The organism is Cryobacterium sp. CG_9.6 (assembly GCF_029893365.1).
GTDB lineage: Bacteria > Actinomycetota > Actinomycetes > Actinomycetales > Microbacteriaceae > Cryobacterium.
In genome coordinates, this window is the sequence record NZ_JARXUZ010000001.1 from 1,766,138 (window position 1) to 1,789,838 (window position 23,701).

Genomic DNA, 23,701 nt, shown 5'->3' on the forward strand with positions numbered 1-23,701 from the left:
CACGACCATCATGGCAACTAACGAATCGGCGTAGCGCCCACCGATACGGGGCGCGGCCATCCGTCATATCCGTAGCGCCCAGCGAAAACCCGCGCAGCCACCCTTTCGCTGGTCGAGCGCGAGCTTGCGAGTGGTCGAGATCTGGTGAGCTGGCCTGCGGTACTAGCTCACCAGGTCTCGAGACGCCGGCGAAGGGCGCGCGGCTCCTCGACCGGCGGGGTGGTGGGGTGTCGCACCTCGTGCGCGGACCCTTTCGCTGGTCGAGCGCGAGCTTGCAAGCCCCATTTCGCTGGTTGAGCGCGAGCTTGCGAGCAGTCGAAACCTGGTGAGCTGGTTTGCAGGACTGGGTCACGGGGTCTCGAGACGCCGGCGAAGAGCGTGCCGGCTCCTCGACCAGCGAGAGGGGGAGCCAGGTGGCGGTGCGGGCGTTGGCGGCAGCGTGGGGGGGCCTGATTGTGGCGGTAGGCAGGGTCTGTGGGCGGTGAGAACAGGCGTCAGCTGGGCGCGTGGGGACGCTCATGGGCGCTGTCGGAGCCGATGCTGTGCGTGGAAATAGTTACGAGACTCGACAAGATCAAACGTGAGTAAGTCTCGCTTTCTTGTTCTATTCAGGGTAAAATGGGGATATGTTCACGACGATGAAGTCCGGTCCCGAGGTGGTCGCTCTGCTGCAGCAGGCCAGTGACCTGATCGGTGACGCTCTTGATGGAGTGCACTTCACCCTCCTCGACGATGACGCGGCCCTCAGTGTGATGGGCGCATTGGAGGCGGTGGGGCGCCGGGTGGATGGCGGCCGGATCTGGTCCGCCGCCGACGTGGGTATGCGTGCCGAAACCAGCCGCGGCCACGACTCCCTCGCCTGGAAGAGCGGATGCCGCACCAAGTACGAACTGATCACCGGCATCACTCGGGTGTCCGCCTCCGAAGCGAAACGGCGGATGCGCCTCGGCGGCATCGTCACCGGTACTGCCGCGGCAACGAGTGGCCTGCTTGGCCAGTCGGTTCCGGTGCGACACCCGGCCGTCGCTGAAGGACTCACCTCAGGGAACCTCGGCGTGGATGCCGCCGACGTGATCGTCTCCGCCCTCGAACAAATTGCAACACGGGTTGCCCCGGACGAGCTCGACCGCGCCGAGCGCGCGCTCGTCGCCTCAGCAACCGGCGCCATCACCCCCGAGACCGAGGGACTCCCCGGAGCAGGAATTGCCTTCTCGGCCGATTTGATTCGCGCACAGGCGCACGAGTGGGGCGCGATCCTCGACCCCGACGGCGCCGCGCCGAGTGATGAGCAGACCGCGGCGACCAGCACTGTGGGGTTCGGACTACTCAAGAACGGGTTGTATCCGCTGCGGGGTGGGGTGACACCGGAACTGCGCGGAGTGATGAACGGTGTCTTTGCGACGTTCATCAGCGCGCATGCGACACCGGCGTTCCCGTCGGCGGAGGATCAGGCCCGGATGGAGGCCGGGGAACTGATCCCCGGTGCCGAAGACATCTGTGATGACCGCACCGGCGGGGAGAAATGCGCCGACATCCTCCGTGCCGTCTTCGACAAGACAGCGCGGGACCCGAAAACACCCCGGATGGGCGGCGCGGCCCCGACGGTGATGGTGCACGTGAATGCCCGAGACCTGAAAAACGGGCGCGGCGTCGGCTGGATCGACGGCGTCGACGCACCGATCAGCCTCAAGGCCGTGCAGGAGCGACTGTGCGCGGGCGGGTATCAGCAAGTGATCATCGGCGACCACGGACAAGTCCTCCATCTTGGGGAGAAGGAGCGGTTCTTCAGCCCGGCACAGCGCCGGGCCATTGCCGCCCGCGATGGGGGCTGCGTTATCCCCGGCTGCACCATTGCCGCTGCGTGGTGCGAGGTGCATCACGTCTTCCCGTGGAAGTTCAACGGCCCCACCAACATCGATAACGGGTGTTTGCTCTGCTGGTACCACCACCACACCATTGATACGTCCGGGTGGCAGATCAAGATGGTGGGTGGGAGGCCGTGGATCCGGGGACCGGTGCTCTTTGACCCTGGTCAGACGTGGCGACCGGCCGCCAGTCATCGGGCCAACACCCCCAGCACCGATCCGCCGTGGGCATCCGATAGCTAATGGCGAGACGGCTCACGGGGTCTCGAGACGCCGGCGAAAAGCGTGCCGGCTCCTCGACCAGCGAAGCGGGTGAGGCGAGGAGCGAACCTGCGAGCCCCCTGTCGCTGGTTGAGCGCGAACTTGCAAGCCCCATTTTGCTGGTTGAGCGCGAGCTTGCGAGTGGTCGGGACCTGGTGAGGTGGTTTACGGGGCCAGCTCAAGGGGACGGCTTACGAGGTCTCGAGACGCCGGCGAAAAGCGTGCCGGCTCCTCGACCAGCGAAGTGGGCGTGACCTGGTGAGGTGGCTTTCGGGGGGCCGGCTCCTCGACCAGCGAAGCGGGCGAGACAACGGATGGTCGAACAGACCAGCCCCGCCGCATCGGACGTGGCATCAGTAGGCTGAGGCGTAGCCGGCTCAGCGCTGTTGCCGGCTTATCGCAAAGGAGAACCACCGTGAATCCACTGCTGCCAGCCGCGTCTGACCTCGTCTGGAGCGGCGTCGTTGTGATTGGTGTCGTCCTTCTCGTTATCACCATCGTGCAGATTTCTCGGGCAGCCACCCTGTCCACCACGGCTCGTGCGTTGTGGGTTCTCGGCATCCTGATCGCCCCTGTTATCGGCGTGCTCGCGTGGTTCGTCATCGGGCGTCGCTCTGCGTGGGGTCCGGACACAGGCCGCGCGCGCCTTTAGGCTGTGCTCATGAGCACAGTTTTGGTTTTGAACGGGCCCAACCTCGGTCGCCTCGGCAGTCGTGAACCGGATGTCTACGGTTCCGCCAACCTCGATGACCTCCGCGCCCTGCTCACAGCGTCGGCCCCGGCCGGAGTGACGATCGACCTGCGACAGACCGATGACGAGGCCGAACTCATCCACTGGCTCTACGAGGCCGTCGACAACAGCCTCCCTGTGATCATCAATCCGGCCGCGTTCACGCACTACAGCTACGCGCTCCGCGACGCAGCAGCCCTGGTGACCAAGGCCGGTCTGGAACTGATCGAGGTGCACATTTCCAACCCGCACGCCCGAGAAACGTTTCGGCACACGAGTGTCGTGAGCGCCATTGCCACCGGAGTGATTGCCGGTCTCGGATTCGACTCCTACCGGCTCGCACTGGACTTCGTCACGCGAAAAATCTGAGCCCGGCAGCACAATCGGCAGCACGATCGGCAGAACCGGCCGCTGCGCTCCCTTTGGCTCCTGCGGTCGGGTCGCGTAGACTCCTGTGAGGTCGAATCGACCATGCACTTTAACAATTGAACGGAACACATCTCCATGGCTTCTACCGCTGACATTAAGAACGGCGTCGTCCTCAAGATTGACGGTAACCTCTGGGCCGTTGTCGAGTTCCAGCACGTTAAGCCGGGCAAGGGTGGTGCGTTCGTTCGCACCAAGCTCAAGAACGTCGTCTCCGGCAAGACCGTTGACCGTACCTTCAACGCCGGCGCCAAGATCGAGACCGAAAACGTTGACCGTCGCGACTTCCAGTACCTCTACGCGGATGGCGAGTCCTACGTGTTCATGGACGTGGCCGACTACGACCAGCTGCACGTCTCCGCCGCCGTCGTCGGTGAGGCCAGCAACTTCATGCTCGAGAACCAGTCCGTGACCGTGGCCCTGCACAACGGAAACCCGCTCTATGTGGAGCTGCCGGCATCCGTTGTGCTTGAAATCACGTACACGGAGCCTGGCCTGCAGGGTGACCGTTCCACCGGTGGAACCAAGCCGGCGACCGTTGAGACCGGATTCCAGATTCAGGTTCCCCTCTTCCTCGAGCAGGGCACCAAGGTTAAGGTCGACACCCGCACGGGCGATTACCTGGGCCGCGTCAACTAGTGAGCGCCCGCACCAAGGCACGTAAGCGCGCCATCGATATTCTCTACGCCGCCGACGTGCGTCAGATCACGATTCCCGAGTCGCTCGCGACCGAGGCTCAGCGTGCCGCGAGCGAACCGGCCCGACTCGCGTCGTGGCTCTACGCCCGTGAACTTGTTGACGGTGTCGTAGACCACCGCGAAGAAATCGATGAACTCATCGAGACCTACTCGCAGGGCTGGTCGCTGGCCCGAATGCCCAATATTGACCGCGCCATTCTGCGCATCGGTATCTGGGAAATTCTGTACAACGATGCTGTTCCCCACGCCGTTGCCATTGACGAAGCCGTCGAAGCGGCCAAGATATTGTCAACGGATGACTCGGCGGGCTTTGTGAACGGACTCCTCGGCAAGATTGCCCAGACGGCGCCATCCGCGTAGCCTGTTCACCCGCCTGACCGAGACCACCAGGGGACGCTCATGACCAGCATCGAACCAGAGCAGCCCGTCTACCCGGAGCAGCCCTTCGGTCCGATGCCCACGACCAACACGTTGGCCATCGTCTCGATCGTGTCGTCGTTTTTCGTGGGCATCGCGGGCCTGATCGCCCTGGCTCAGATCAAGGCCCGTGGTGAAGCGGGGCGAGTGTTGGCCCTTGCGGGAATCATCATTGGGTCTATCACCACGATGTTCACCCTGATGGTCGTCGTTCTACTGCTCGCGTTCGCCGCCACGTGGAGTGCGGCGTTCTCCGCCGTGACGAACGGCGGTGCGGGCGGCGGCGCGGGCGGCGACACGTCGACCAGCTCACCAACTCCCAGCCCCAGCTCCACGAATATTCCAGGACAGAGCGCACCCTCCAGCGACCTGCCCACGGGACGTGTGGGCGCTGCGGACTTTGACGCGGGGTACCTCACGGTGGGCACGGGCCCGGTCACGGTCGACGTGTACTTTGACGTCATGTGCCCGTACTGCCGGCAGTTTGAGGAGACCAACGGAACGAGCCTGGCCCTCGGAGCGAACAATGATGCGATCACCCTGCGCCTACACTCGCTCACCTTCCTCGATCGCCTGTCGCAGGGCACGAACTACTCCACCCGGGCATCATCAGCTCTCACCTGCCACGCCACGCTCAACCCGAACCTCACCCTGGACTACCTGGCGGCGCTCTTCGCCAACCAACCAGCGGAAAACACCGTGGGACTCTCCGACAGCGAACTTGTCGCGCTCGTGCCGGGCGGCACGAGCATCGCCGACTGTCTAGCGAGCGGCGCCTATGACACCTGGTCACAGGTGAACACGGAGGCCGCGATCATTGGCCCCATCGACGGAGCCGAGATCCCGTCAATTCCCGGCACCCCGACCGTGTTGGTCGACGGCGCCCTGTATGAAGGCAGCCTGACCGACCCGGTTGAGTTCGCCCAGTTCGTGTCAAGCTTCTTCACCTCCTGAGATACAAGTCCTGAGACACACAGCGCTACGCGGTCATCAGCGGATGCCGATTACTACCGGCCGATGACGCTGCGCGTTGGCGCAGGCCGAGTGCTGCAATTCCCAGTCCATAGGTCAGGCACAGTGTGGCGAGCGCCACCGCCTGCACGGTTCCCGACGTTCTCGGGTCCCATTGCGCCGCGACGCTGGCGAGAACCAGGGTACCCACAGCGAGAATCGGCCAGACCACGACGAGCAACACGCGCGGGAGTCCTCGGGTGAGGTGAGAGTTCGACCGTCGCAGGAAGGTAACGAGGGTTGCGGCCAGGAGCAGACCGAGCCACGCCACCCAGAACCACGCGAAAATGAGCGCGGCGAGGAACGACACGAGGAGCAGCGCTGCCGTGACCGTGGCCGAAGCATCGAACCGGCCCGCAGAGCGCACATGCACCGCAAGAAGCACGAGCCCCGAGAGAGCGATGGCGACAGCGACAAGCGCCGAAGCCGTGAGATACGCGCCCTGACTGGCGCTCCAGCCGTCCGTATCCATCGCAAAGGGAAGCGCGGCGGCTGCCGCAATCCAGAGTGCGGCAGCCGAGAAGCCGAAATACGCGGCTGCGCGGGTAAAGAAGGTGTTCATCGGTGAACCTTTCACTGGAACTGCAGAAATCATCCCCGCGATCACCGCGGGATCACCAAAAATATCCAGGGAGCGCCGCTCAGCCGTTTCGGTGTCCAGACCACGAGCGCACCACCGCTCGACCGCCGTCAGGAGATGATCATGAACCTCATCACGCAGATCGGCGGCATCGGTTCGACTGCTGATAACAGCGTCAAACGCGGTGATATAGCTCGAAATCAAAGGGTAGTCGGCCACGGCTTGCTCCGCAGAACGGAATTGATGGTTGACGAAAAGAGCTGCCAGCGCGCGCTCTGCTCCGAGAGCATGGCGTGTCCGGCCGCGGTGAGCCGGTACGACCGGCGCCTGCGACCCGTGACCGTGCTCCACTCGCTTTCGAGCAGACCGGCTACTTCGAGTCGATGCAGGACGGGATAGACGGTGCCCTCTGCCAGGTCGAACACGTCATCGCTGCGCGTGCGCAGCTGTTCAATGACGGCGTAGCCGTGCAGGGGTCCGTCGGCCAGAACGGACAGGACCAGCAGGTCGAGGTGACCCTTGAGCGCTTCCCTGTTCATACTGAGGGATACTACGCCTAGTCTTACTAGGTGTCTAGGGTGCGGTGTCCAGGAAGCGGTGCCCTGTGCCCGAAGTATCGGTTACTCTAAAAAAGAACAAGTTTTACCCCCACATTTTGACATCCTTTAACAGCCGTCCTGTGAGACGGGGAAGGAGGTCGGCTGTTGGAACACATTGTGCTCACTCAAGCTGACATCACCCGCGCGTTGACTCGAATCTCCCACGAGATTCTGGAGTCCAATCGGGGTTCAGCCAACCTCGTCATCTTGGGCATCCCCACCCGAGGTGTGGTGCTCGCGCAACGCATTGCCGACATCATTGCCCGGATCGAACCGGCGGCCGGCCCGGTGCGGGCCGGTTCCCTCGATGTGACCCTTTACCGTGACGACCTGGCCCACACGCGCACGCGCACCCCGTCGCGTACCCTCGTTCCTGGACGCATCGACGGTGCCACAGTGGTGCTCGTTGACGACGTGCTCTACTCGGGTCGCACCATCCGCTCAGCACTTGATGCGCTGGGGGACCACGGTCGACCCCAAATTGTTCGCCTCGCCGTGCTCGTTGACCGTGGCCACCGCGAGCTTCCCATTCGCGCCGACTTCGTGGGTCGCAACCTGCCGAGTTCCACCGAGGAACGCATTAACGTGCACCTCGAAGAAACCGATGGCGACGAATTCGTGTTCATCGAGGGAGGACGAGACCAGTGAGACACCTGCTCTCCACGCGCGACCTGAGCCGTGACCGCGCCATCGCGCTCCTTGATATTGCCGAAGATATGGCGGATGTCTCCCAGCGCGAAGTAAAAAAGCTGCCCACTCTGCGCGGCAAAACCGTCGTCAACCTCTTTTTTGAGGACTCGACCCGCACCCGCATCTCCTTTGAAGCCGCCGCCAAACGGTTGAGCGCCGATGTGATCAACTTCAGCGCCAAGGGCTCCAGCGTGTCCAAGGGGGAGAGCCTCAAAGACACCGCTCAGACCCTGGCTGCGATCGGAGCGGATGGCGTGGTCATTCGCCACCCGGCATCCGGAGCACCCCACGTGCTCGCTGCCAGCGGTTGGATCGACGCCGGCATCATCAATGCCGGCGACGGTACCCACGAGCACCCGACCCAGGCCCTCCTCGATGCGTTCACGATCCGCCGCCGCCTGCACGGTGCCAAAAGCCGGGGGAAGGGGCTCGATGGCGTGCGCGTCGCGATTGTGGGGGACGTACTGCACTCACGCGTCGCCCGCTCCAACCTGTGGCTGCTCCCCACACTCGGAGCCGAGGTTACCTTCGTGGCACCGCCCACCCTGCTCCCGAATGACACCACCGGCTGGCCGGCCACCGTGGGTTTCGACCTTGATGCCGCCATCGACGCCCGCCCCGACGTGGTCATGATGCTCCGCATTCAGGCTGAACGCATGAGTGCGGCTTTTTTCCCCAACAGTCGGGAGTATTCCCGCGCTTGGGGACTTGACAACGCGCGATTTAATCGTCTCGGCCCGGATAGCATTGTGATGCACCCTGGCCCGATGAATCGCGGGCTGGAAATATCATCTGCGGCAGCCGACTCGGTCAATTCCACCGTGCTCGAACAGGTCGCAAATGGCGTTTCCGTGCGGATGGCCGCGCTCTACCTGCTGCTGTCCGGTGAACGAGAGGATGCATGATGCCCGCTGAGTCGAGCAAGAGCCAGACGTACCTGATTCGGGGAGCGACGCTTCCAGACGGCACGCGCACCGATATCGTTCTCGAGAATGGTCGCGTTCAGCAGCTCGGAACAGGCCTCTCCCACGCCGGAGCCAGCCTGGTGGACGCTGATGGGTTGATCGCTCTTCCCGGACTCGTCGACCTCCATGCTCATTTGCGGGAACCCGGCTACGAGCACAGCGAGACCGTCCTGACCGGAAGCCAGGCGGCAGCCCGCGGTGGCTTCACCAGCGTCTTTGCCATGGCCAATACGTCTCCTGCCCAGGACACCGCCGGAGTGGTGGAGCAGGTGCTCGCGCTCGGCGAACGTGCCGGCTACGTGGAGGTGCAGCCGATTGGCGCTGTCACCGTGGGCCTGAAGGGTGCGCAGCTTGCCGAAATCGGCGCCATGGCCGCCAGTCGTGCCCGGGTACGCGTGTTCTCCGACGACGGCTTCTGCGTGTCAGACCCGCTGCTCATGCGCCGCGCTCTCGAGTACGTGAAGGCCTTCGATGGCGTGGTGGCCCAGCACGCTCAGGAACCGCGACTCACCGAGAAGGCGCAAATGAACGAGGGTGCGCTGTCGGGGCAGCTCGGCCTTGTCGGCTGGCCGGCCGTCGCCGAAGAATCCATCATTGCCCGCGATGTTCTCCTGGCCGAGCACGTGGGTTCCCGTCTGCACGTGTGTCACGTGTCGACCGCTGGTTCCGTCGACGTCATCCGCTGGGCCAAAGCCCGCGGCATCAACGTCACCGCCGAGGTGACCCCGCACCACCTGCTGCTCACCGAAGACCTTGTTGTCGGTTATGACGCCCGGTTCAAGGTGAACCCGCCGCTGCGCCGCCGTGAAGACGTGGAGGCGCTGCGTGCGGGCCTCGCCGACGGCACCATCGACATTGTTGCCACCGACCACGCACCACACCCGATCGAGTCCAAGGACTGCGAGTGGGACGCCGCAGCCAACGGCATGGTGGGCCTCGAGTCTGCGCTCTCGGTCGTGCACGCATCCGTTGTGTCAAACGGGCTGCTGGACTGGACCGATATCGCCCGGGTGCTGTCGGCGACCCCGGCCCGCATCGGTCGTCTCGCTTCTCAGGGGCAGTCGATCACGGAGGGCGGCCCGGCCAACCTCACCCTCTACGACGCCTCGGCCAGCCGAGTGTTCACCCGTGCCAACCTGTCGGGCATGAGCGTGAACTCGCCCTACGTGTCGATGACGCTTCCCGGCATCATTCAGGCCACCTTTCACCGCGGCTGTGCCACGGTCCTCGATGGTGCACTGCGCGACCCCGCCGAGGTTGCCGCCCATGCACAGAATGTGGAGCTCCACCATGGATAGGGCCATTCCCACCATCATCGTCGTCGTCGTTCTCGCCGGCCTGTTCACCCTGATGTATCGCAGCTGGCGCAAGCGCAGCAGACGCGATGCGCAGATTGTGGCCGGCTACCCGGTACCCACCGGTCCCGAGACCGTTCTGGCCGTTGCGCGAGGGTATTACGTGGCAACAACGCCCCGGGACACCCCGCTGGAGCGTCTGTTCATTCCGGGGTTGGGTTTTCGCGCCCGCGCCGAAATCACGGTGACGGATGCCGGTGTCACGCTTGATCTCACCGGGTCCCGCCCGATGTTTGTGCCCACCGGCGCGATCGAGCTGCTGACCCCGGCCACGTGGGCCATTGACCGTGCGGTCGAGACCGACGGACTCCTGCTGCTCGGCTGGCAACTCGCCCCGACGCAGAATGCCAACGGCACGTCCGAAGCCGGCCGATCGGTTGACAGCTTCTTCCGCATTATTGACCCGAGTGATCGCGCCCGTCTCGTTGACGCGATCCATTCCATTGCAGCCGAGGCCACCGGGCCCGCTGACCGCAACGAAAGTGAGGTGTAGCTAGGTGTTCTCAGTCGCCGACTACAAGGCAATCAACAGAACCGCTCCGGCCGTTCTCGTACTCGAAGATGGCAAGCGCTTTGCCGGCCGTGCCTACGGGAGCGAGGGTCAGACCCTGGGTGAGATCGTCTTCTCTACCGGCATGACCGGATATCAGGAGACCCTCACCGATCCCTCCTACGCCGGCCAGATCGTGCTCATGACGGCACCGCACATCGGCAACACGGGCGCCAACGACGAGGACATGGAGTCCCGCCGTATCTGGGTTGCCGGCTTCGTGGTGCGTGACCCCGCCCGCATCGCCTCCAACCATCGAGCCACGCGCACCCTCGACGCTGACCTCGAGGAGGGTGGGATCGTGGGCATCTCCGGCGTCGACACCCGAGCGATCACCCGCCACATTCGATCCGCCGGTGCCATGCGCTCCGGCATCTTCTCCGGCGACCTGCTGGAGCTGTCCGACGGTGAACAGCTTGACCGGGTGCGCACCGGCCCGGCCATGAAGGGTCGCAACCTCTCCGACACCGTCTCCACCGTGGAACCCTTCTCCGTGCCGCCCGTCGGCGAGCGGATCGGTTCCGTGGCGGTGCTGGACCTGGGTGTCAAGCAGTCCACCCTCAACCACCTTGCCGAGCGTGGCTTTGAGGTTTTGGTGCTGCCACAATCGGTCACCGCCGAGCACGTGCTGTCGCTGAACCCGTCCGCGGTGTTCTTCTCCAACGGCCCCGGAGACCCGGCCGCCTCCGACGCGCACGTCACACTGCTGCAGGAGATCCTGCGTGCCGGGGTGCCCTACTTCGGCATCTGCTTCGGCAACCAGCTGCTCGGTCGCGCCCTCGGATTTCGCACCTACAAGCTGCCGTTCGGGCACCGGGGAATCAACCAGCCGGTGCTCGACAAGGCCACCGGCCGGGTGGAAATCACCTCGCAAAACCACGGCTTCGCGGTGGACATGCCCATCGAGGGCGTGCACGAGTCCCGCACCGGTTTCGGTCGCGTGGAGGTCAGCCACTACAGCCTGAATGACCAGGTCGTGGAGGGCATCCGCTGCCTCGATCTGGCTGCATTCTCGGTGCAGTACCACCCGGAAGCGGCCGCCGGCCCGCACGACGCTAACTACCTTTTTGATCGGTTCAGGGATGTGGTGGTCGAACGAAACGCGGCCGCCGGAGCAGGAGACGGCAAGTAATGCCCAAGCGCGACGATATCAACAGCGTCCTTGTCATTGGATCCGGCCCGATTGTCATCGGGCAGGCCTGTGAATTCGACTACTCGGGCACCCAGGCCTGCCGCGTGCTGCGCGCCGAGGGGGTGCGCGTCATTCTGGTCAACTCCAACCCGGCCACGATCATGACCGATCCCGACTTCGCCGACGCCACCTACATCGAGCCCATCACCCCGGAGATCCTCGAAACCATCATCGCGAAGGAACGCCCCGACGCGATCCTCCCCACGCTCGGCGGACAGACAGCCCTCAACGCGGCCATCCAGCTGCATGAACGCGGAATCCTCGAGAAGTACAACGTTGAACTCATTGGTGCCAGCTTCGAGGCCATCCAAAAGGGTGAAGACCGCCAGATCTTCAAGCAGCTCGTGCTGGATGCCGGCGCCGACGTTGCCCGCTCGCACATTGCCCACACGGTCGAGGAAGCTGTGGGCTTCGCCGATGACCTCGGCTACCCGCTTGTGGTGCGACCCTCCTTCACCATGGGTGGCCTCGGCAGCGGCTTTGCCTACACCGAGGTGGAACTGCGCCGCATCGTGGGCGATGGCCTGCACCACAGCCCCACCACCGAGGTTCTTCTGGAAGAGTCCATTCTCGGGTGGAAGGAATACGAACTCGAGATGATGCGGGACACCGCCGACAACACGGTCGTGGTCTGCTCCATCGAAAACGTGGACCCGGTGGGGGTGCACACCGGCGACTCGATCACCGTGGCTCCCGCGCTCACCCTGACCGACCGCGAGTACCAGAACCTGCGGGACATCAGCATCGACATCATCCGTGCGGTGGGTGTCGATACCGGTGGCTGCAACATTCAGTTCGCGATCAACCCGGCCGACGGCCGCATCATTGTCATCGAAATGAACCCGCGGGTGTCCCGGTCCTCGGCCCTCGCCAGTAAGGCCACGGGATTCCCGATTGCCAAGATCGCGGCCAAACTTGCCCTTGGTTACCGCCTCGATGAGATTCCGAACGACATCACCGGTGTGACCCCGGCGAGCTTCGAGCCCACCCTCGACTATGTGGTCGTCAAGGTGCCGCGCTTCGCGTTCGAGAAGTTCCCGGCCGCTGACCCGCGTCTGACGACCACCATGAAGTCGGTCGGTGAGGCAATGGCCATCGGCCGCAACTTCTCGTCCGCCCTGCAGAAGGCTCTGCGGTCGCTCGAGAAGCGTGGGTCCTCGTTCCACTGGGGCGTGGAGACGCGCACCGTGGAGGAGCTGCTCATTGCCGCCGAGATCCCGACCGACGGCCGCATTGTCACGGTGCAGCAGGCGCTCCGTAAGGGTGCCACGATCGTGCAGGTGTTCGAAGCCACCAAGATCGACCCGTGGTTCCTCGACCAGATCGTGCTCATCAACGAGGTGGCCGACGCCGTGGCCCGGGCCGAGCGGCTCGACCGCGACGTGCTGGTCTATGCCAAAGACCACGGTTTCTCCGACGCTCAGATAGGCGAGCTTCGCGGCTTTGGCGAAGCGGATGTCCGCAAGGTGCGTCACATCCTGGGCCTGCGTCCGGTATTCAAGACCGTGGATACCTGTGCGGGGGAGTTCCCCGCCCTCACGCCGTACCACTACTCGAGCTACGACCAGGAGACCGAGGTGATCCCGAGCGACCGCAAAAAGGTTGTCATCCTGGGGTCTGGACCGAACCGCATCGGTCAGGGCGTCGAATTCGACTACTCCTGCGTGCACGCATCCTTTGCGCTCTCTGCCGCCGGGTACGAGACCATCATGATCAACTGCAACCCGGAAACCGTGTCCACCGACTACGACACCTCCGATCGTCTGTACTTCGAACCGCTCACGCTGGAGGACGTTCTCGAGGTCATTCACGCCGAGAGCCAGAGCGGGGAACTGGTGGGCGTTGTCGTTCAGCTCGGCGGCCAGACCGCTCTGGGCCTGGCTAAGGGCCTCGAAGCCGAGGGAATTCCGATCCTCGGAACGACCCCGGACGCGATCGACCTCGCCGAGGAACGCGGACTCTTCTCCGGAATTCTCGATGCGGCCGGACTGCTCGCGCCGCGCAACGGCGTGGCCACCGACTTTGTCGGAGCGGTCAAGGCCGCCGAAGAAATTGGCTACCCCGTTCTGGTGCGCCCGAGCTACGTGCTCGGCGGCCGCGGCATGGAGATCGTGTACGACTCCGCGTCCCTCGCCGACTACTTTGCCCGCATGGAGGGTCAGGGAATCATTGGCCCGTCGCATCCGCTCCTTGTCGACCGCTTTCTTGACGACGCCATCGAAATTGACGTGGACGCCATCTACGACGGTCACGAGCTCTACATTGGCGGCGTGATGGAGCACATCGAGGAGGCGGGAATTCATTCCGGCGACTCGAGCTGCACGCTGCCACCCGTGACCCTGGGACGGGCCGAAATTGACCGGGTTCGCGAAGCCACGCTGGGAATTGCGAAGGGAATCGGCGTTCGGGGGCTGCTGAACGTGCAGTTCGCCATCGGAGCCGGAGTGCTCTACGTGCTCGAGGCCAACCCGCGGGCCTCCCGCACCGTTCCTTTTGTCGCCAAGGCGCTCGGCATCACCCTGGCAAAGGCTGCCGCGCTCATCATGGTGGGAACAACAATTGCCGAGCTCAAGGCCTCCGGTCAGCTGCCCGAAATTGACGGCTCGCGCGTACCGATGGAAGCTCCCGTTGCCGTGAAGGAAGCGGTGCTGCCGTTCAACCGTTTTCGCACGCCCGAGGGTAACGTCGTCGACTCGATCCTCGGCCCGGAGATGCGCTCAACCGGTGAGGTGATGGGAATTGACCGTGACTTCCCGCGCGCCTTCGCCAAGAGCCAGCTGGCCGCCTACGGCGGAATCCCGCTGAGCGGAACAGTGTTTGTGTCGGTCTCTGACCGCGACAAGCGCGCCATCATTTTGCCGATGCTGCGCCTCCAGCAGCTCGGCTACGAGATCGCCGCGACCGAGGGAACCGCCGAAGTGCTGCAGCGCAACGGGATTCGCGCGCGCGTGGTCACCAAGTACAGCGACAAGACCACCGACGATGATGTGTCGATCGTGGAACTCATTCGCCGGGAAGAGATCCAGATCGTCATCAACACGCCCGGTGGGCGCACGGCACGCGCGGACGGCTACGAGATCCGTGCGGCCGCCGTGGCCGGTGATCTGCCCCTGTTCACCACGATTGCGGAACTGAGCGCCGCTGTGGCCTCCATCGACTCGATTCGCGGCGGCTTTGAGGTGACGTCGCTTCAGGAGTATTCCGTGGCGAGAACGGCACTGCTGTGACGCACGGCTCCAGTATTCCCGGAGCCAGTATTCCCGGAGCCACGTTCGGCGAGCGTCTCGCTGCTGCCTTCGCGTCGCGTGGGCAGCTCTGCGTGGGCATCGACCCGCACAGCTGGCTGCTCACCGAGTGGGGTCTGACAGACTCTGCCGCAGGCGCCGAGACGTTTGGCCGTTCGGTGGTTGCGGCTGCGGTCGGCCGCGTGGGTATCGTCAAACCGCAGGTGGCATTCTTCGAACGCTTCGGCGCTGCGGGTTTTGTTGCCCTGGAGCGCGTGCTGGCGGATGCGCGGGCTGCGGGCCTGCTGGTTATCGGCGACGTGAAGCGTGGTGACCTCGGTACCAGTGTCGAAGCCTACGCGGATGCCTGGCTCACGCCGGGCGCACCACTCGAGGTGGATGCCATCACCCTGGCACCGTACATGGGCGTGGCATCCCTGCAACGCCCCATTGACATTGCCCGAGAGCACGGCAAGGGTTTGTTCCTGCTCGCGGCGACCTCCAACCCCGAGGCGGCAACGGTGCAACAGGCGGTTGTGGCCAACGGGCCGCGTGCAGGGCTCACTGTTGCGAGAGCCGTCTTAGAGGATGTGGCTGAGCTGAACGCCGACGATCCGAGAGGTGGGGCAGGCTTTGGCTCTATCGGGGTCGTGCTCGGAGCCACCCTCACGCTGGCGAACTTCGGCATAAATATCGCGCTCGCACCCCCCACGCGCCAAACTCCGGTGCTCGCACCCGGTTTTGGACACCAGGGAGGGAATATTATGGATCTGACCTCGATATATGGTGAATACGCCGAAGGGGTTATCGTAAGTGAATCGCGAAGTGTTCTCTCACAAGGTCCCGACCGGCTTGCCGCAGCGATCGAGCGCCGTGCTACTGAAGTAGGAGCCGTCCGTGGCTGAAAACCGTCCCACCCCACCCGAAGTTGACCGGGTCGCCGCGTCACGCGCTGCCGTCGCCGCCAGACGCGCCCGAGCCAAGGTGAAGGCCCAGATCGCATCGGGGGACCGCACCGCACTCGAGGTTCTCGGGGCCGCTCTGAAAGACCCCGTCGGCGTGGAGGGGCGACTGCGCGTGACCGAAATGCTGGTGAGCATTCCGTCTATTGGTGTCACCAAGATGCAGCGCATCATTCACCGCCTCGAAATCTCTCCGTCAAAACGGCTCGGTGGGCTCGGCCGGCACCAGCGAGATCGTCTGCGCGACTTTCTCTCCGACCGTCCCAGCGTCAGGCACGGCGAACCCGACTCCCGACTCATTGTGCTGGCCGGTCCCACCGCGGTGGGCAAGGGAACAGTTGCCAACCATATTCGGGAAAACTATCCCGACGTGCACCTCTCCGTGTCGGCCACGACCCGTGCTCCGCGCCCAGGCGAGGTGGAGGGTGTCAGCTACTTTTTCGTAACGGATGCCGCCTTCGACACCATGATCGAGTCGGGCGAACTTCTTGAGTGGGCCACCGTGCATAACGCGTACCGCTATGGAACTCCGCGCGGACCCGTTGAGGCGGCCATTGCCGCCGGTAACAGCGTGCTCCTGGAAATTGATATCCAGGGCGCCCGGGCCGTGCGCCGGGCCATGCCGGAAGCACGACTGGTCTTTCTGCTGCCTCCCACCTGGGACGAGCTGGTGCGTCGACTCATCGGTCGGGGCACCGAAGATTCAGCAGAACAGGCACGTCGGTTGGAGACCGCCAAGCTGGAATTGGCGGCTCAGGGCGAGTTCGATTACCGAATCGTGAACGCAGACGCATCCCAAGCGGCCCGAGAGGTCGTAGACTTGATGCAGGTACGCCCTGCGGCAGGAACGTCGTAGCGCCCACTGCATATTTTTTTCGCATCACCTGATGCGGCCGTGCTCGTCAAGACGCACTGTTTTATCTCGAACAGCCCTGTTCTCGAACTGCTCTAAAGGAGTGTGACACCAATGGCAAACAAGCCCACTGGCATCATTGACCCGCCCATTGACGACCTGCTGTCCAAGGTCGATTCCAAGTACGCCCTCGTGATCTTCGCGTCCAAGCGTGCACGTCAGATCAACGATTACTACGCTGACCTCCACGAAGGCAGCCTCTTCGACAACGTGGGACCGCTGGTTGATTCCACCGTTGAAGACAAGCCGCTCTCGGTTGCTCTTCGCGAGATCAACGAGGACAAGCTCACCTCTCGTCCCATCGTCGAGTAGTCACTCTCGCGACACGCGCGCACGATGAACACAGCCCGCACGATCGTCGTCGGTATCACCGGCGGCATCGCTGCCTACAAGGCCGTTAACATCGTGCGCGCTTTTGTGTTAAACGGCGACTCCGTTCACGTTGTCGCCACGCCAGCAGCGCTCCGGTTTATCGGTAAACCCACCCTCGAGGCCATTTCTCGGCATCCGGTGTACTCCGAACTGTACGAGGGAGTGGACGAGGTGCGCCACGTGGCCATCGGCCAGTCCGCCGACCTCATCGTGGTGGCACCCGCCACTGCAAACACCATTGCCAAGCTCGCGGCGGGGCTTGCGGACGACCTGCTCGGAAACACGATTCTGGCCAGCACGGCACCGCTCGTGATCGCGCCCGCGATGCACACGGAGATGTGGAACAATCCGGCCACCGTGGCCAACATCGCGACTCTCCGGAGCCGCGGCATCACCATCGTGGGTCCTGGTTACGGTCGACTAACCGGACAAGACGTTGGTGCCGGCCGGATGGAAGAACCGGACACGATCGTGGCGGCGGCCGAGGCTGCCCTCGCGCGGTCACAGTCGCACGATGGTGTGGAGCCGTCCGGGGAGCCGACACAAGATCTGCTGAACCGGCGCATCCTGATTAGCGCCGGGGGAACCCGGGAACCACTGGACCCGGTTCGGTTCATCGGCAACAGATCAAGTGGTAAACAGGGCGTTGCCCTTGCCGAGGCAGCACGAGCACGGGGTGCACTGGTCACGCTGGTGGCCTGCAACCTGGAGGTGGCCCCGCCAGCCGGCGTGGAGGTTGTGTCAGCCAGCAGCACGGCCGAGCTTCGAGACGCCCTCCGGGCTGCCGCTGACACCGCAGATGTGATCATCATGGCCGCCGCTGTTGCGGACTACCGCCCCCAGAACGTGCAGCCCGGCAAGATCAAAAAAGAGTCGACGGGTGAGACCTTCACGCTCGAACTCGTCAAAAACCCCGACATTCTCGCCGAGCTCAGCGCCACAAACCGGGACGGCCAGGTGATCGTGGGCTTCGCCGCCGAAACCGAGGCCGACCGTGATCGGTTGCTGAACCTCGGCCGTGACAAGATTGCGCGCAAGGGCTGTGATTATCTCGTGCTGAACACCGTGGGGTGGTCGGATGGCTTCGCCACGGACAGTAATACGGTTCTGCTGCTCGACCGGCTCGGAGATATAGTGGGTGAGGCCTCAGGCAGCAAGATGTCCGTGGCCCACCGCATACTCGACGTGGTCGTTTAGACCCGAACGGGTTGCGCAGAGTCAATTCCGACTTCCTTACAGTCTTTTCCCACAGACACATCTACAGAGACGGGCCAGATGAGCGATCTTCGCCTCTTCACCTCCGAATCGGTCACCGAAGGCCACCCCGACAAGATCTGTGACCAGATCTCCGACAGCATCCTCGATGCTCTTCTTGCCGAAGATCCGCACAGCCGAGTTGCCGTCGAAACACTCGTCACAACGGGCCTCGTTCACGTTGCCGGCGAGGTGACCACGGATGCCTACGTCGAGATCCCTTCGATCGTGCGCAAATGCATCACCGACATCGGGTACGACTCCTCCGACGTGTGGTTTGACGGTCGCTCCTGCGGTGTGGAAATCTCCATCGGGGGACAGTCTCCGGACATTGCCCAGGGCGTCGACAATGCCTTTGAAACACGGGAACAGTCAAGCCTCGACGACTACGACCGTCAGGGCGCGGGTGACCAGGGCATCATGTTCGGCTACGCCACGCGGGAGACGCCGGAGTTGATGCCGATTCCCATCTGGATCGCACACCGCTTGGCCGAGCGACTGGCGTACGTTCGCAAGTCGGGGGAGCTGGATTACCTGCGCCCGGACGGCAAGACGCAGGTGACGATTGGCTACGACGGCATTGTGCCACGCACGGTTGAGACGGTTGTGCTCTCCACGCAGCACGCCCCCTCGGTGACCACCGCTCGGTTGCGCGCCGAGGTGAACGAACTCGTGATCCGCCCCGTGTTGGACGGTATCGACCTTGATTCTTCGAACCTCAACACTCTCATCAACCCCACCGGTCGGTTCGAGATCGGTGGCCCCCAGGGTGATGCCGGACTGACCGGGCGCAAGATCATCATTGATACCTACGGCGGATCCAGCCGGCACGGCGGTGGTGCGTTCAGCGGCAAGGACCCGTCCAAGGTTGACCGCTCGGCCGCCTACGCCATGCGCTGGGTCGCCAAGAACGCCGTTGCCGCCGGGTTGGCGGACCGACTCGAGGTTCAGGTGGCCTACGCCATTGGCAAGGCTTCCCCGGTGGGGCTCTATGTCGAGACCTTCGGCACCGGGGTGCTCCCCGACAGGGAGATCACGGCCGCCATTCGCGAGGTCTTTGACCTCCGGCCGGCCGCCATCATCAACTCGCTCGATCTTTTGCGGCCCATTTACCAGCAGACGGCCACCTACGGCCACTTCGGTCGGGAGCTACCCGACTTCACCTGGGAGCGCCTCGACCGCGTCGCCGACCTGAGAAGCGCCGCAGGACTCTGATCGCGGCCGGAGAGCACCCGCAACAGCACAGCAGTCAGTAAGCTCGGCGTTTTCGGCAGGGGAGAGTGGTACGGGTGACTCGCTCCGGTCTCGTCGCCCGCGTTTTGATCGAATCGCCGCTTCCCCAGCTGGACCATCTTTTTGACTACGCCATCCCTGCGGAGCTCGCCGGCCTGGCCCGTGCCGGTGTGCGGGTTCGAGTCCCGTTTCGATCCGGTGGACGCATTGTGGATGGCTACCTGATCGAGGTCATCGATCCGGCGGTGACACAGGGCGAACAATTTTCGGGCACGTTGAGTCCCCTCGATGCGGTGGTGTCGGCAGCGCAGGTGCTGTCTCCGGAGGTGTCCCGTCTCGCCCGCCGGGTCGCCGACCGTGCCGCCGGAAACGCGAGCGACATCATTCGACTAGCCGTGCCGCCTCGACAGGTGCGCGTCGAAAAGGCCTGGCTCGCGGCACAGGACGAGCCCGTCTCCGAGTCCGTGCCCGCCTCAGACACGGTGGTACCCGCCGCCCGGAACACCCTCGTGACTGCTGCGGCCTTCACGGGGTACCCCACCGGTCGCCTGGACATGGTGATCATGGACCGCCAGCGCGTGGCCGTTGCTGCCATTCCCGAACTTATTCAGCTGAAAAACGGTGCCACAATCGGCCGGTGGGCGCAGACCCTCGCTGAACTGGGAGTGGCAACCCTCGCAACCGGTCAGAGCGCGATTCTCTGCGTGCCGGACTATCGCGATCAGGACCAGGTGCAGGCGGTACTCGATGAAATCGCACCTGCACACACCGTCAGCCGCGTCGATGCGCGCCAGAGCAACCCGGATCGTTACCGGGCTTTCCTGGCCTGCCTCGGTAACGAACCCCGAATCATCCTCGGAAACCGCTCCGCCGTGTATGCGCCGGCCGGAAACCTCGGCCTTGTCGCGCTCTGGGACGACGGGGATCCGCTGTACGCCGAGCCACTCTCGCCGTACGTTCATGCCCGAGACGCCGCCCTCGTGCGGCGGGAAGACGCCGAGTGCGCCCTGGTTTTGCTCAGTCATTCCCGCAGTGTCGAGACACAGCGCCTCGTCGAGCTGGGATGGCTGGGGGAGGTGCATCCCGCGGTGAATCGACATCCGCGCATCATCCCCACTGATTTTCAGTCGGAATCCGACCAGCAGGTGCGCGCCGCACGCATTCCCACGGCGGCGTGGAACGCGGCACGCGAGGCGCTGACGGTGGGGCCCGTGCTCGTGCAGGTGGCCAGCCCCGGATATGCCCCCATGCTGTCCTGCCAGACCTGCAAGAAAGCGGCCCGGTGCACAACGTGTCAGGGTCCGCTCGGGCTCACCTCGGCGCGAGCGGTACCGTCCTGTCGGTGGTGCGGCGCCCTCGCGGCCGCGTGGCAATGCATCCACTGTGAGGGTCACAAACTTCGCGTCGTCACCATGGGAACCGGGCGTACCGCCGAGGAACTGGGGCGCGCGTTCCCCGGGGCGCGCATCATTGTGGCCGACGGTGACCACACCATCCAAACGCTGGGCCCCGAAGCCGCACTCGTCGTCGCCACCCGCGGCGCGGAACCGATCCCCAGCGGCGGATATCGTGCCATTCTTATTCTCGACGGTGAGCGGATGCTGGCCCGCGAGTCCCTGCGAGTGGGCGAAGACTGCCTGCGGTGGTGGTCAAATGCGGCTGCCCTCGCCGCGCCGGGGGCACCTGTTGTGCTCGTGGGTGTTGGGGGAGCGCTGGCCCGGGCGCTGAACACCTGGCAACCGGAGGCTTTCGCGAGCTCCGAGCTGAGAGACCGGCGCCAGTTGCGCTTTCCACCGGCCGTGCGGGTGGCCTCGGTCACGGGTTCGGCTGCCGATGTTGACGTGGCAGTGTCGGAATTCCAGGGCACCGCCGGTGTCGACGTCCTGGGGCCGGTCAGCACCGACGAGTCCCTCGTCCGGGCGATTATTCGGTTCCCGTACGGGGCGGGTGCCGACGTGGCGCGCGCCCTCAAAGCCGCCGTGGTGCGGAACGCCGCGAAGCGTCGCCGGCCGAAGTCCGGAGGTTTCCAGCCGACGCCTACACTTAAAGTTCGATTCGACGACCCGGAGCTGCTGTAATGAAACTCATTTTTGCCGGTACGCCCGACGTCGCCGTGCCGAGCCTCCTGGCGCTGAGCGCGACGGATCACTCGATTTCCACCGTGATCACACGCTCGGATGCTCCAATGGGGCGAAAGCGGGTGCTCACCCCGTCGCCCGTTGCTGTTGTGGCCGACAGCCTCGGCCTGCCGGTGCTGAAGACCAACCGCCTCGACGACGCGGCCACGGCACAGATCGCGGCCCTGCAACCCGACCTCGGTGTGATTGTGGCCTATGGCGGCATTGTGCGGGAGCCGCTGCTGTCCGTTCCCCGACTGGGCTGGATCAACCTGCACTTCTCTCTGCTGCCACGGTGGCGGGGCGCGTCACCCGTGCAGCGCGCCGTCATGGCCGGCGACGCAGAGATCGGGGCTGCCGTCTTCCAGCTGGTAAGAGAACTTGATGCGGGCGACGTTTTCGGAAGTTTCAGCGAACCCCTCGATGCTCATGCCACATCGGGCATGCTTCTCTCCGCCTTGAGCTATAGCGGTGCCGACCTTCTCGGGCAGGTTGTCGCCCGGCTCGCCGCCGACACCGCGCGTGCCGTTCCACAGAGCGGCGAGGTGACTCTTGCGCCCAAGCTCACCCTTGACGATGCCCGCGTGGACTGGACCACAACGGCGACAGAAATCTACAACCAGATACGCGGGGTCACGCCCGAGCCGGGTGCGTTTACCCTCGTGGACGGCGCACGGCTTAAACTTCTTCAGGTGGCACCGGCCTACGGTGCACAGATTCCCGCAGGCACGATCCTGCAGCGTGACAAGCATGTGCTGGTTGGAACGAAGACGGACGCTCTTGAGCTCGTCTCCGTGCAGCCGGCAGGAAAGACAGCAATGACAGCAATCGACTGGTGGCGCGGAGTGGCAGCGGACGAGGTGGTCGCCTCATGAACGACCGCGCACACCTTCCCAAATCGAGGACGGCAACCACGGACTTCGTGCAACCGGCCCGCCGAGTGGCCTACGAGGTGATTGCGGCCGTGCGCGAATCGGATGCGTACGCCAACCTGCTGCTCCCCACGCGTATTCAGCGCGCGGCTCTGAACACCGCGGATGCCGCCCTCGCCACCGAACTTACCTACGGCACCCTGCGCATGCAGGGCTTCTACGACCGGGTCATCGCCCTGGCCGCGAACCGTTCCGTGGACGCGATCGATCCCGCCATCCTCGACGTGCTGCGCCTCGGCACGCATCAGCTGCTCGCGACACGGGTAGCCACCCACGCTGCGGTGAACGAATCTGTGTCCATCGCCAAGCAGGTGGGTTCACGTTCCGCCACCGGGTTTACGAACGGTGTGTTGCGCACCATTTCACGCTCCAGCACCGAGGAATGGCGCGAGCGCGTTCTCGAGGGCGCCGCCGGTGTCGATGATCGCCTCGCCGCCGAACACTCCCACCCGGCGTGGGTCGTGCGAGCGTTCCGCCAGTCGCTCAAGGCCGAGGGCCGCGAAGAGGAGATTGAGGCGCTGCTCGAGGCCGACAACGTGCCGGCCAAGGTGAACATGGTGGCCCTGCCCGGGTTGGCCACCGACGCCGACGCCACGCTGCTCGGTGAAGCGGATGTCTACGCCCCCACCGGCTATGTGCTCGCCGGAGGCGACCCGTACCACCTGATGACCAGGGCGAAGGGGCGCATTCGCGTTCAGGACGAGGGTTCGCAGCTGGCAGCCCTCGCGCTGTCGCGGGCCCGCCCCATCGAAACCGGAGAGCGCTGGCTCGACCTGTGCGCCGGACCCGGCGGCAAGGCAGCGCTCCTCGCTGCCGAAGCGCGCACTCAGGGCGCCGAACTGGTGGCCAACGAACTCGTGCACTCCCGAGCGACCCTGGTACGAAACGCCCTCGCCGCAATCCCCGAAAACGTGGAGGTGTGGGAGCTGGACGGTACCCGGATCGCCGAGCTGCACCCGGGCGAGTTTGACCGGATTCTGCTCGATGCACCCTGCACCGGGCTCGGCGCGCTGCGCCGTCGGCCCGAGGCTCGCTGGCGCAAACAGCCCAAGGACGTGGCCGAACTGGCCGGACTGCAGCTGGGGTTGATCGACGCGGCACTCGGTGCCCTGAAACCCGGCGGGATCCTGGCCTACGTCACCTGCTCACCGCACACCGCCGAAACCCGCAGCATTGTCGCGTCGGCGCTGAAGCAGTGGGCCGGCAAAGTGACACAGCTCGACACCGCCGCAGTGCTGCAGTCCGTGTCCACCTCGCCCCTCGACCTCGCGGGCGATTCCGGCAGTGTGCAGCTCTGGCCGCACCGTCACGGCACCGACGCTATGTTCATCAGCCTGATCGAGCGGAGCCACTAA

General features: G+C 64.5%; 22 protein-coding genes and 1 tRNA gene. 21 read left to right on the forward strand and 2 right to left on the reverse strand.

What is annotated here, in order from left to right:
* Positions 1–626: 626 nt before the first annotated feature.
* From H4V99_RS07990 to H4V99_RS08015, 6 genes are all read left to right on the forward strand, one after another.
* Complete coding sequence (locus H4V99_RS07990) at positions 627–2,108, forward strand: HNH endonuclease signature motif containing protein (RefSeq protein WP_280677123.1); 1,482 nt, start codon at positions 627–629, stop codon at positions 2,106–2,108.
* Positions 2,109–2,541: 433 nt separating this feature from the next.
* Positions 2,542–2,778 (forward strand): PLDc N-terminal domain-containing protein, encoded by a 237-nt coding sequence (locus tag H4V99_RS07995; RefSeq protein ID WP_280677125.1) that lies wholly within the window; start codon positions 2,542–2,544, stop codon positions 2,776–2,778.
* 9 nt (positions 2,779–2,787) lie between these two features.
* Positions 2,788–3,225, forward strand: a complete 438-nt coding sequence (locus H4V99_RS08000; protein WP_280677127.1) for a type II 3-dehydroquinate dehydratase — start codon at positions 2,788–2,790, stop codon at positions 3,223–3,225.
* Between the two features lie 135 nt (positions 3,226–3,360).
* On the forward strand, positions 3,361–3,921 hold the full coding sequence (gene efp, locus H4V99_RS08005; protein ID WP_280677129.1) for an elongation factor P: 561 nt from the start codon (positions 3,361–3,363) through the stop codon (positions 3,919–3,921).
* A complete protein-coding gene (gene nusB / locus H4V99_RS08010) occupies positions 3,921–4,340 on the forward strand; it encodes a transcription antitermination factor NusB (RefSeq protein WP_280677131.1) in 420 nt (139 codons plus the stop codon). The genes efp and nusB overlap by 1 nt, the downstream gene beginning before the upstream one ends.
* 39 nt (positions 4,341–4,379) lie before the next feature.
* A complete protein-coding gene (locus H4V99_RS08015; RefSeq protein ID WP_280677133.1) occupies positions 4,380–5,351 on the forward strand; it encodes a thioredoxin domain-containing protein in 972 nt (323 codons plus the stop codon).
* Between the two features lie 25 nt (positions 5,352–5,376).
* Here the strand turns inward: H4V99_RS08015 and H4V99_RS08020 are convergent, their stop codons facing one another.
* Complete coding sequence (locus H4V99_RS08020) at positions 5,377–6,207, reverse strand: permease prefix domain 1-containing protein (protein ID WP_280677135.1); 831 nt, start codon at positions 6,205–6,207, stop codon at positions 5,377–5,379.
* Positions 6,189–6,527 carry a helix-turn-helix transcriptional regulator gene (locus H4V99_RS08025; protein WP_280677137.1) on the reverse strand — a complete coding sequence of 113 codons (339 nt, stop codon included), beginning with the start codon at positions 6,525–6,527 and terminating at the stop codon, positions 6,189–6,191. Before H4V99_RS08025 ends, H4V99_RS08020 begins: the two co-directional genes overlap by 19 nt.
* 162 nt (positions 6,528–6,689) lie before the next feature.
* On the opposite strand from H4V99_RS08025, the gene pyrR reads away from it, so the two are divergent.
* From pyrR to H4V99_RS08100, 15 genes are all read left to right on the forward strand, one after another.
* Complete coding sequence (gene pyrR / locus H4V99_RS08030; protein WP_280680033.1) at positions 6,690–7,235, forward strand: bifunctional pyr operon transcriptional regulator/uracil phosphoribosyltransferase PyrR; 546 nt, start codon at positions 6,690–6,692, stop codon at positions 7,233–7,235.
* A complete protein-coding gene (locus H4V99_RS08035; RefSeq protein ID WP_280677139.1) occupies positions 7,232–8,182 on the forward strand; it encodes an aspartate carbamoyltransferase catalytic subunit in 951 nt (316 codons plus the stop codon). Before pyrR ends, H4V99_RS08035 begins: the two co-directional genes overlap by 4 nt.
* Positions 8,179–9,540, forward strand: a complete 1,362-nt coding sequence (locus H4V99_RS08040) for a dihydroorotase (protein WP_280677140.1) — start codon at positions 8,179–8,181, stop codon at positions 9,538–9,540. The genes H4V99_RS08035 and H4V99_RS08040 overlap by 4 nt, the downstream gene beginning before the upstream one ends.
* On the forward strand, positions 9,533–10,090 hold the full coding sequence (locus tag H4V99_RS08045; protein WP_280677141.1) for a hypothetical protein: 558 nt from the start codon (positions 9,533–9,535) through the stop codon (positions 10,088–10,090). The genes H4V99_RS08040 and H4V99_RS08045 overlap by 8 nt, the downstream gene beginning before the upstream one ends.
* A 4-nt stretch (positions 10,091–10,094) precedes the next feature.
* Complete coding sequence (carA, locus tag H4V99_RS08050) at positions 10,095–11,279, forward strand: glutamine-hydrolyzing carbamoyl-phosphate synthase small subunit (protein ID WP_280677143.1); 1,185 nt, start codon at positions 10,095–10,097, stop codon at positions 11,277–11,279.
* The gene (gene carB, locus H4V99_RS08055) at positions 11,279–14,566 is read left to right on the forward strand and encodes a carbamoyl-phosphate synthase large subunit (protein WP_280677145.1); all 3,288 of its coding nucleotides are present in this window, start codon (positions 11,279–11,281) and stop codon (positions 14,564–14,566) included. Before carA ends, carB begins: the two co-directional genes overlap by 1 nt.
* Entirely contained in the window at positions 14,563–15,468 is a 906-nt protein-coding gene (pyrF, locus tag H4V99_RS08060) for an orotidine-5'-phosphate decarboxylase (protein WP_280677146.1), read from the forward strand. Before carB ends, pyrF begins: the two co-directional genes overlap by 4 nt.
* Positions 15,461–16,381: a guanylate kinase gene (gmk, locus tag H4V99_RS08065; RefSeq protein WP_280677147.1), complete on the forward strand. Its 921-nt coding sequence runs from the start codon at positions 15,461–15,463 to the stop codon at positions 16,379–16,381. The genes pyrF and gmk overlap by 8 nt, the downstream gene beginning before the upstream one ends.
* A gap of 111 nt (positions 16,382–16,492) precedes the next feature.
* Positions 16,493–16,750 carry a DNA-directed RNA polymerase subunit omega gene (rpoZ, locus tag H4V99_RS08070; RefSeq protein WP_280677148.1) on the forward strand — a complete coding sequence of 86 codons (258 nt, stop codon included), beginning with the start codon at positions 16,493–16,495 and terminating at the stop codon, positions 16,748–16,750.
* Between the two features lie 24 nt (positions 16,751–16,774).
* Positions 16,775–18,007: a bifunctional phosphopantothenoylcysteine decarboxylase/phosphopantothenate--cysteine ligase CoaBC gene (gene coaBC, locus H4V99_RS08075; RefSeq protein ID WP_280677150.1), complete on the forward strand. Its 1,233-nt coding sequence runs from the start codon at positions 16,775–16,777 to the stop codon at positions 18,005–18,007.
* Between the two features lie 78 nt (positions 18,008–18,085).
* Positions 18,086–19,279, forward strand: a complete 1,194-nt coding sequence (metK, locus tag H4V99_RS08080) for a methionine adenosyltransferase (RefSeq protein ID WP_280677152.1) — start codon at positions 18,086–18,088, stop codon at positions 19,277–19,279.
* A gap of 106 nt (positions 19,280–19,385) precedes the next feature.
* Positions 19,386–19,494: transfer RNA gene (locus H4V99_RS08085), tRNA-Ala, on the forward strand.
* The gene (locus tag H4V99_RS08090; RefSeq protein WP_280677153.1) at positions 19,468–21,375 is read left to right on the forward strand and encodes a primosomal protein N'; all 1,908 of its coding nucleotides are present in this window, start codon (positions 19,468–19,470) and stop codon (positions 21,373–21,375) included. The genes H4V99_RS08085 and H4V99_RS08090 overlap by 27 nt, the downstream gene beginning before the upstream one ends.
* Entirely contained in the window at positions 21,375–22,289 is a 915-nt protein-coding gene (gene fmt / locus H4V99_RS08095; protein ID WP_280677154.1) for a methionyl-tRNA formyltransferase, read from the forward strand. Before H4V99_RS08090 ends, fmt begins: the two co-directional genes overlap by 1 nt.
* Positions 22,286–23,701 (forward strand): transcription antitermination factor NusB, encoded by a 1,416-nt coding sequence (locus H4V99_RS08100; protein WP_280677156.1) that lies wholly within the window; start codon positions 22,286–22,288, stop codon positions 23,699–23,701. Before fmt ends, H4V99_RS08100 begins: the two co-directional genes overlap by 4 nt.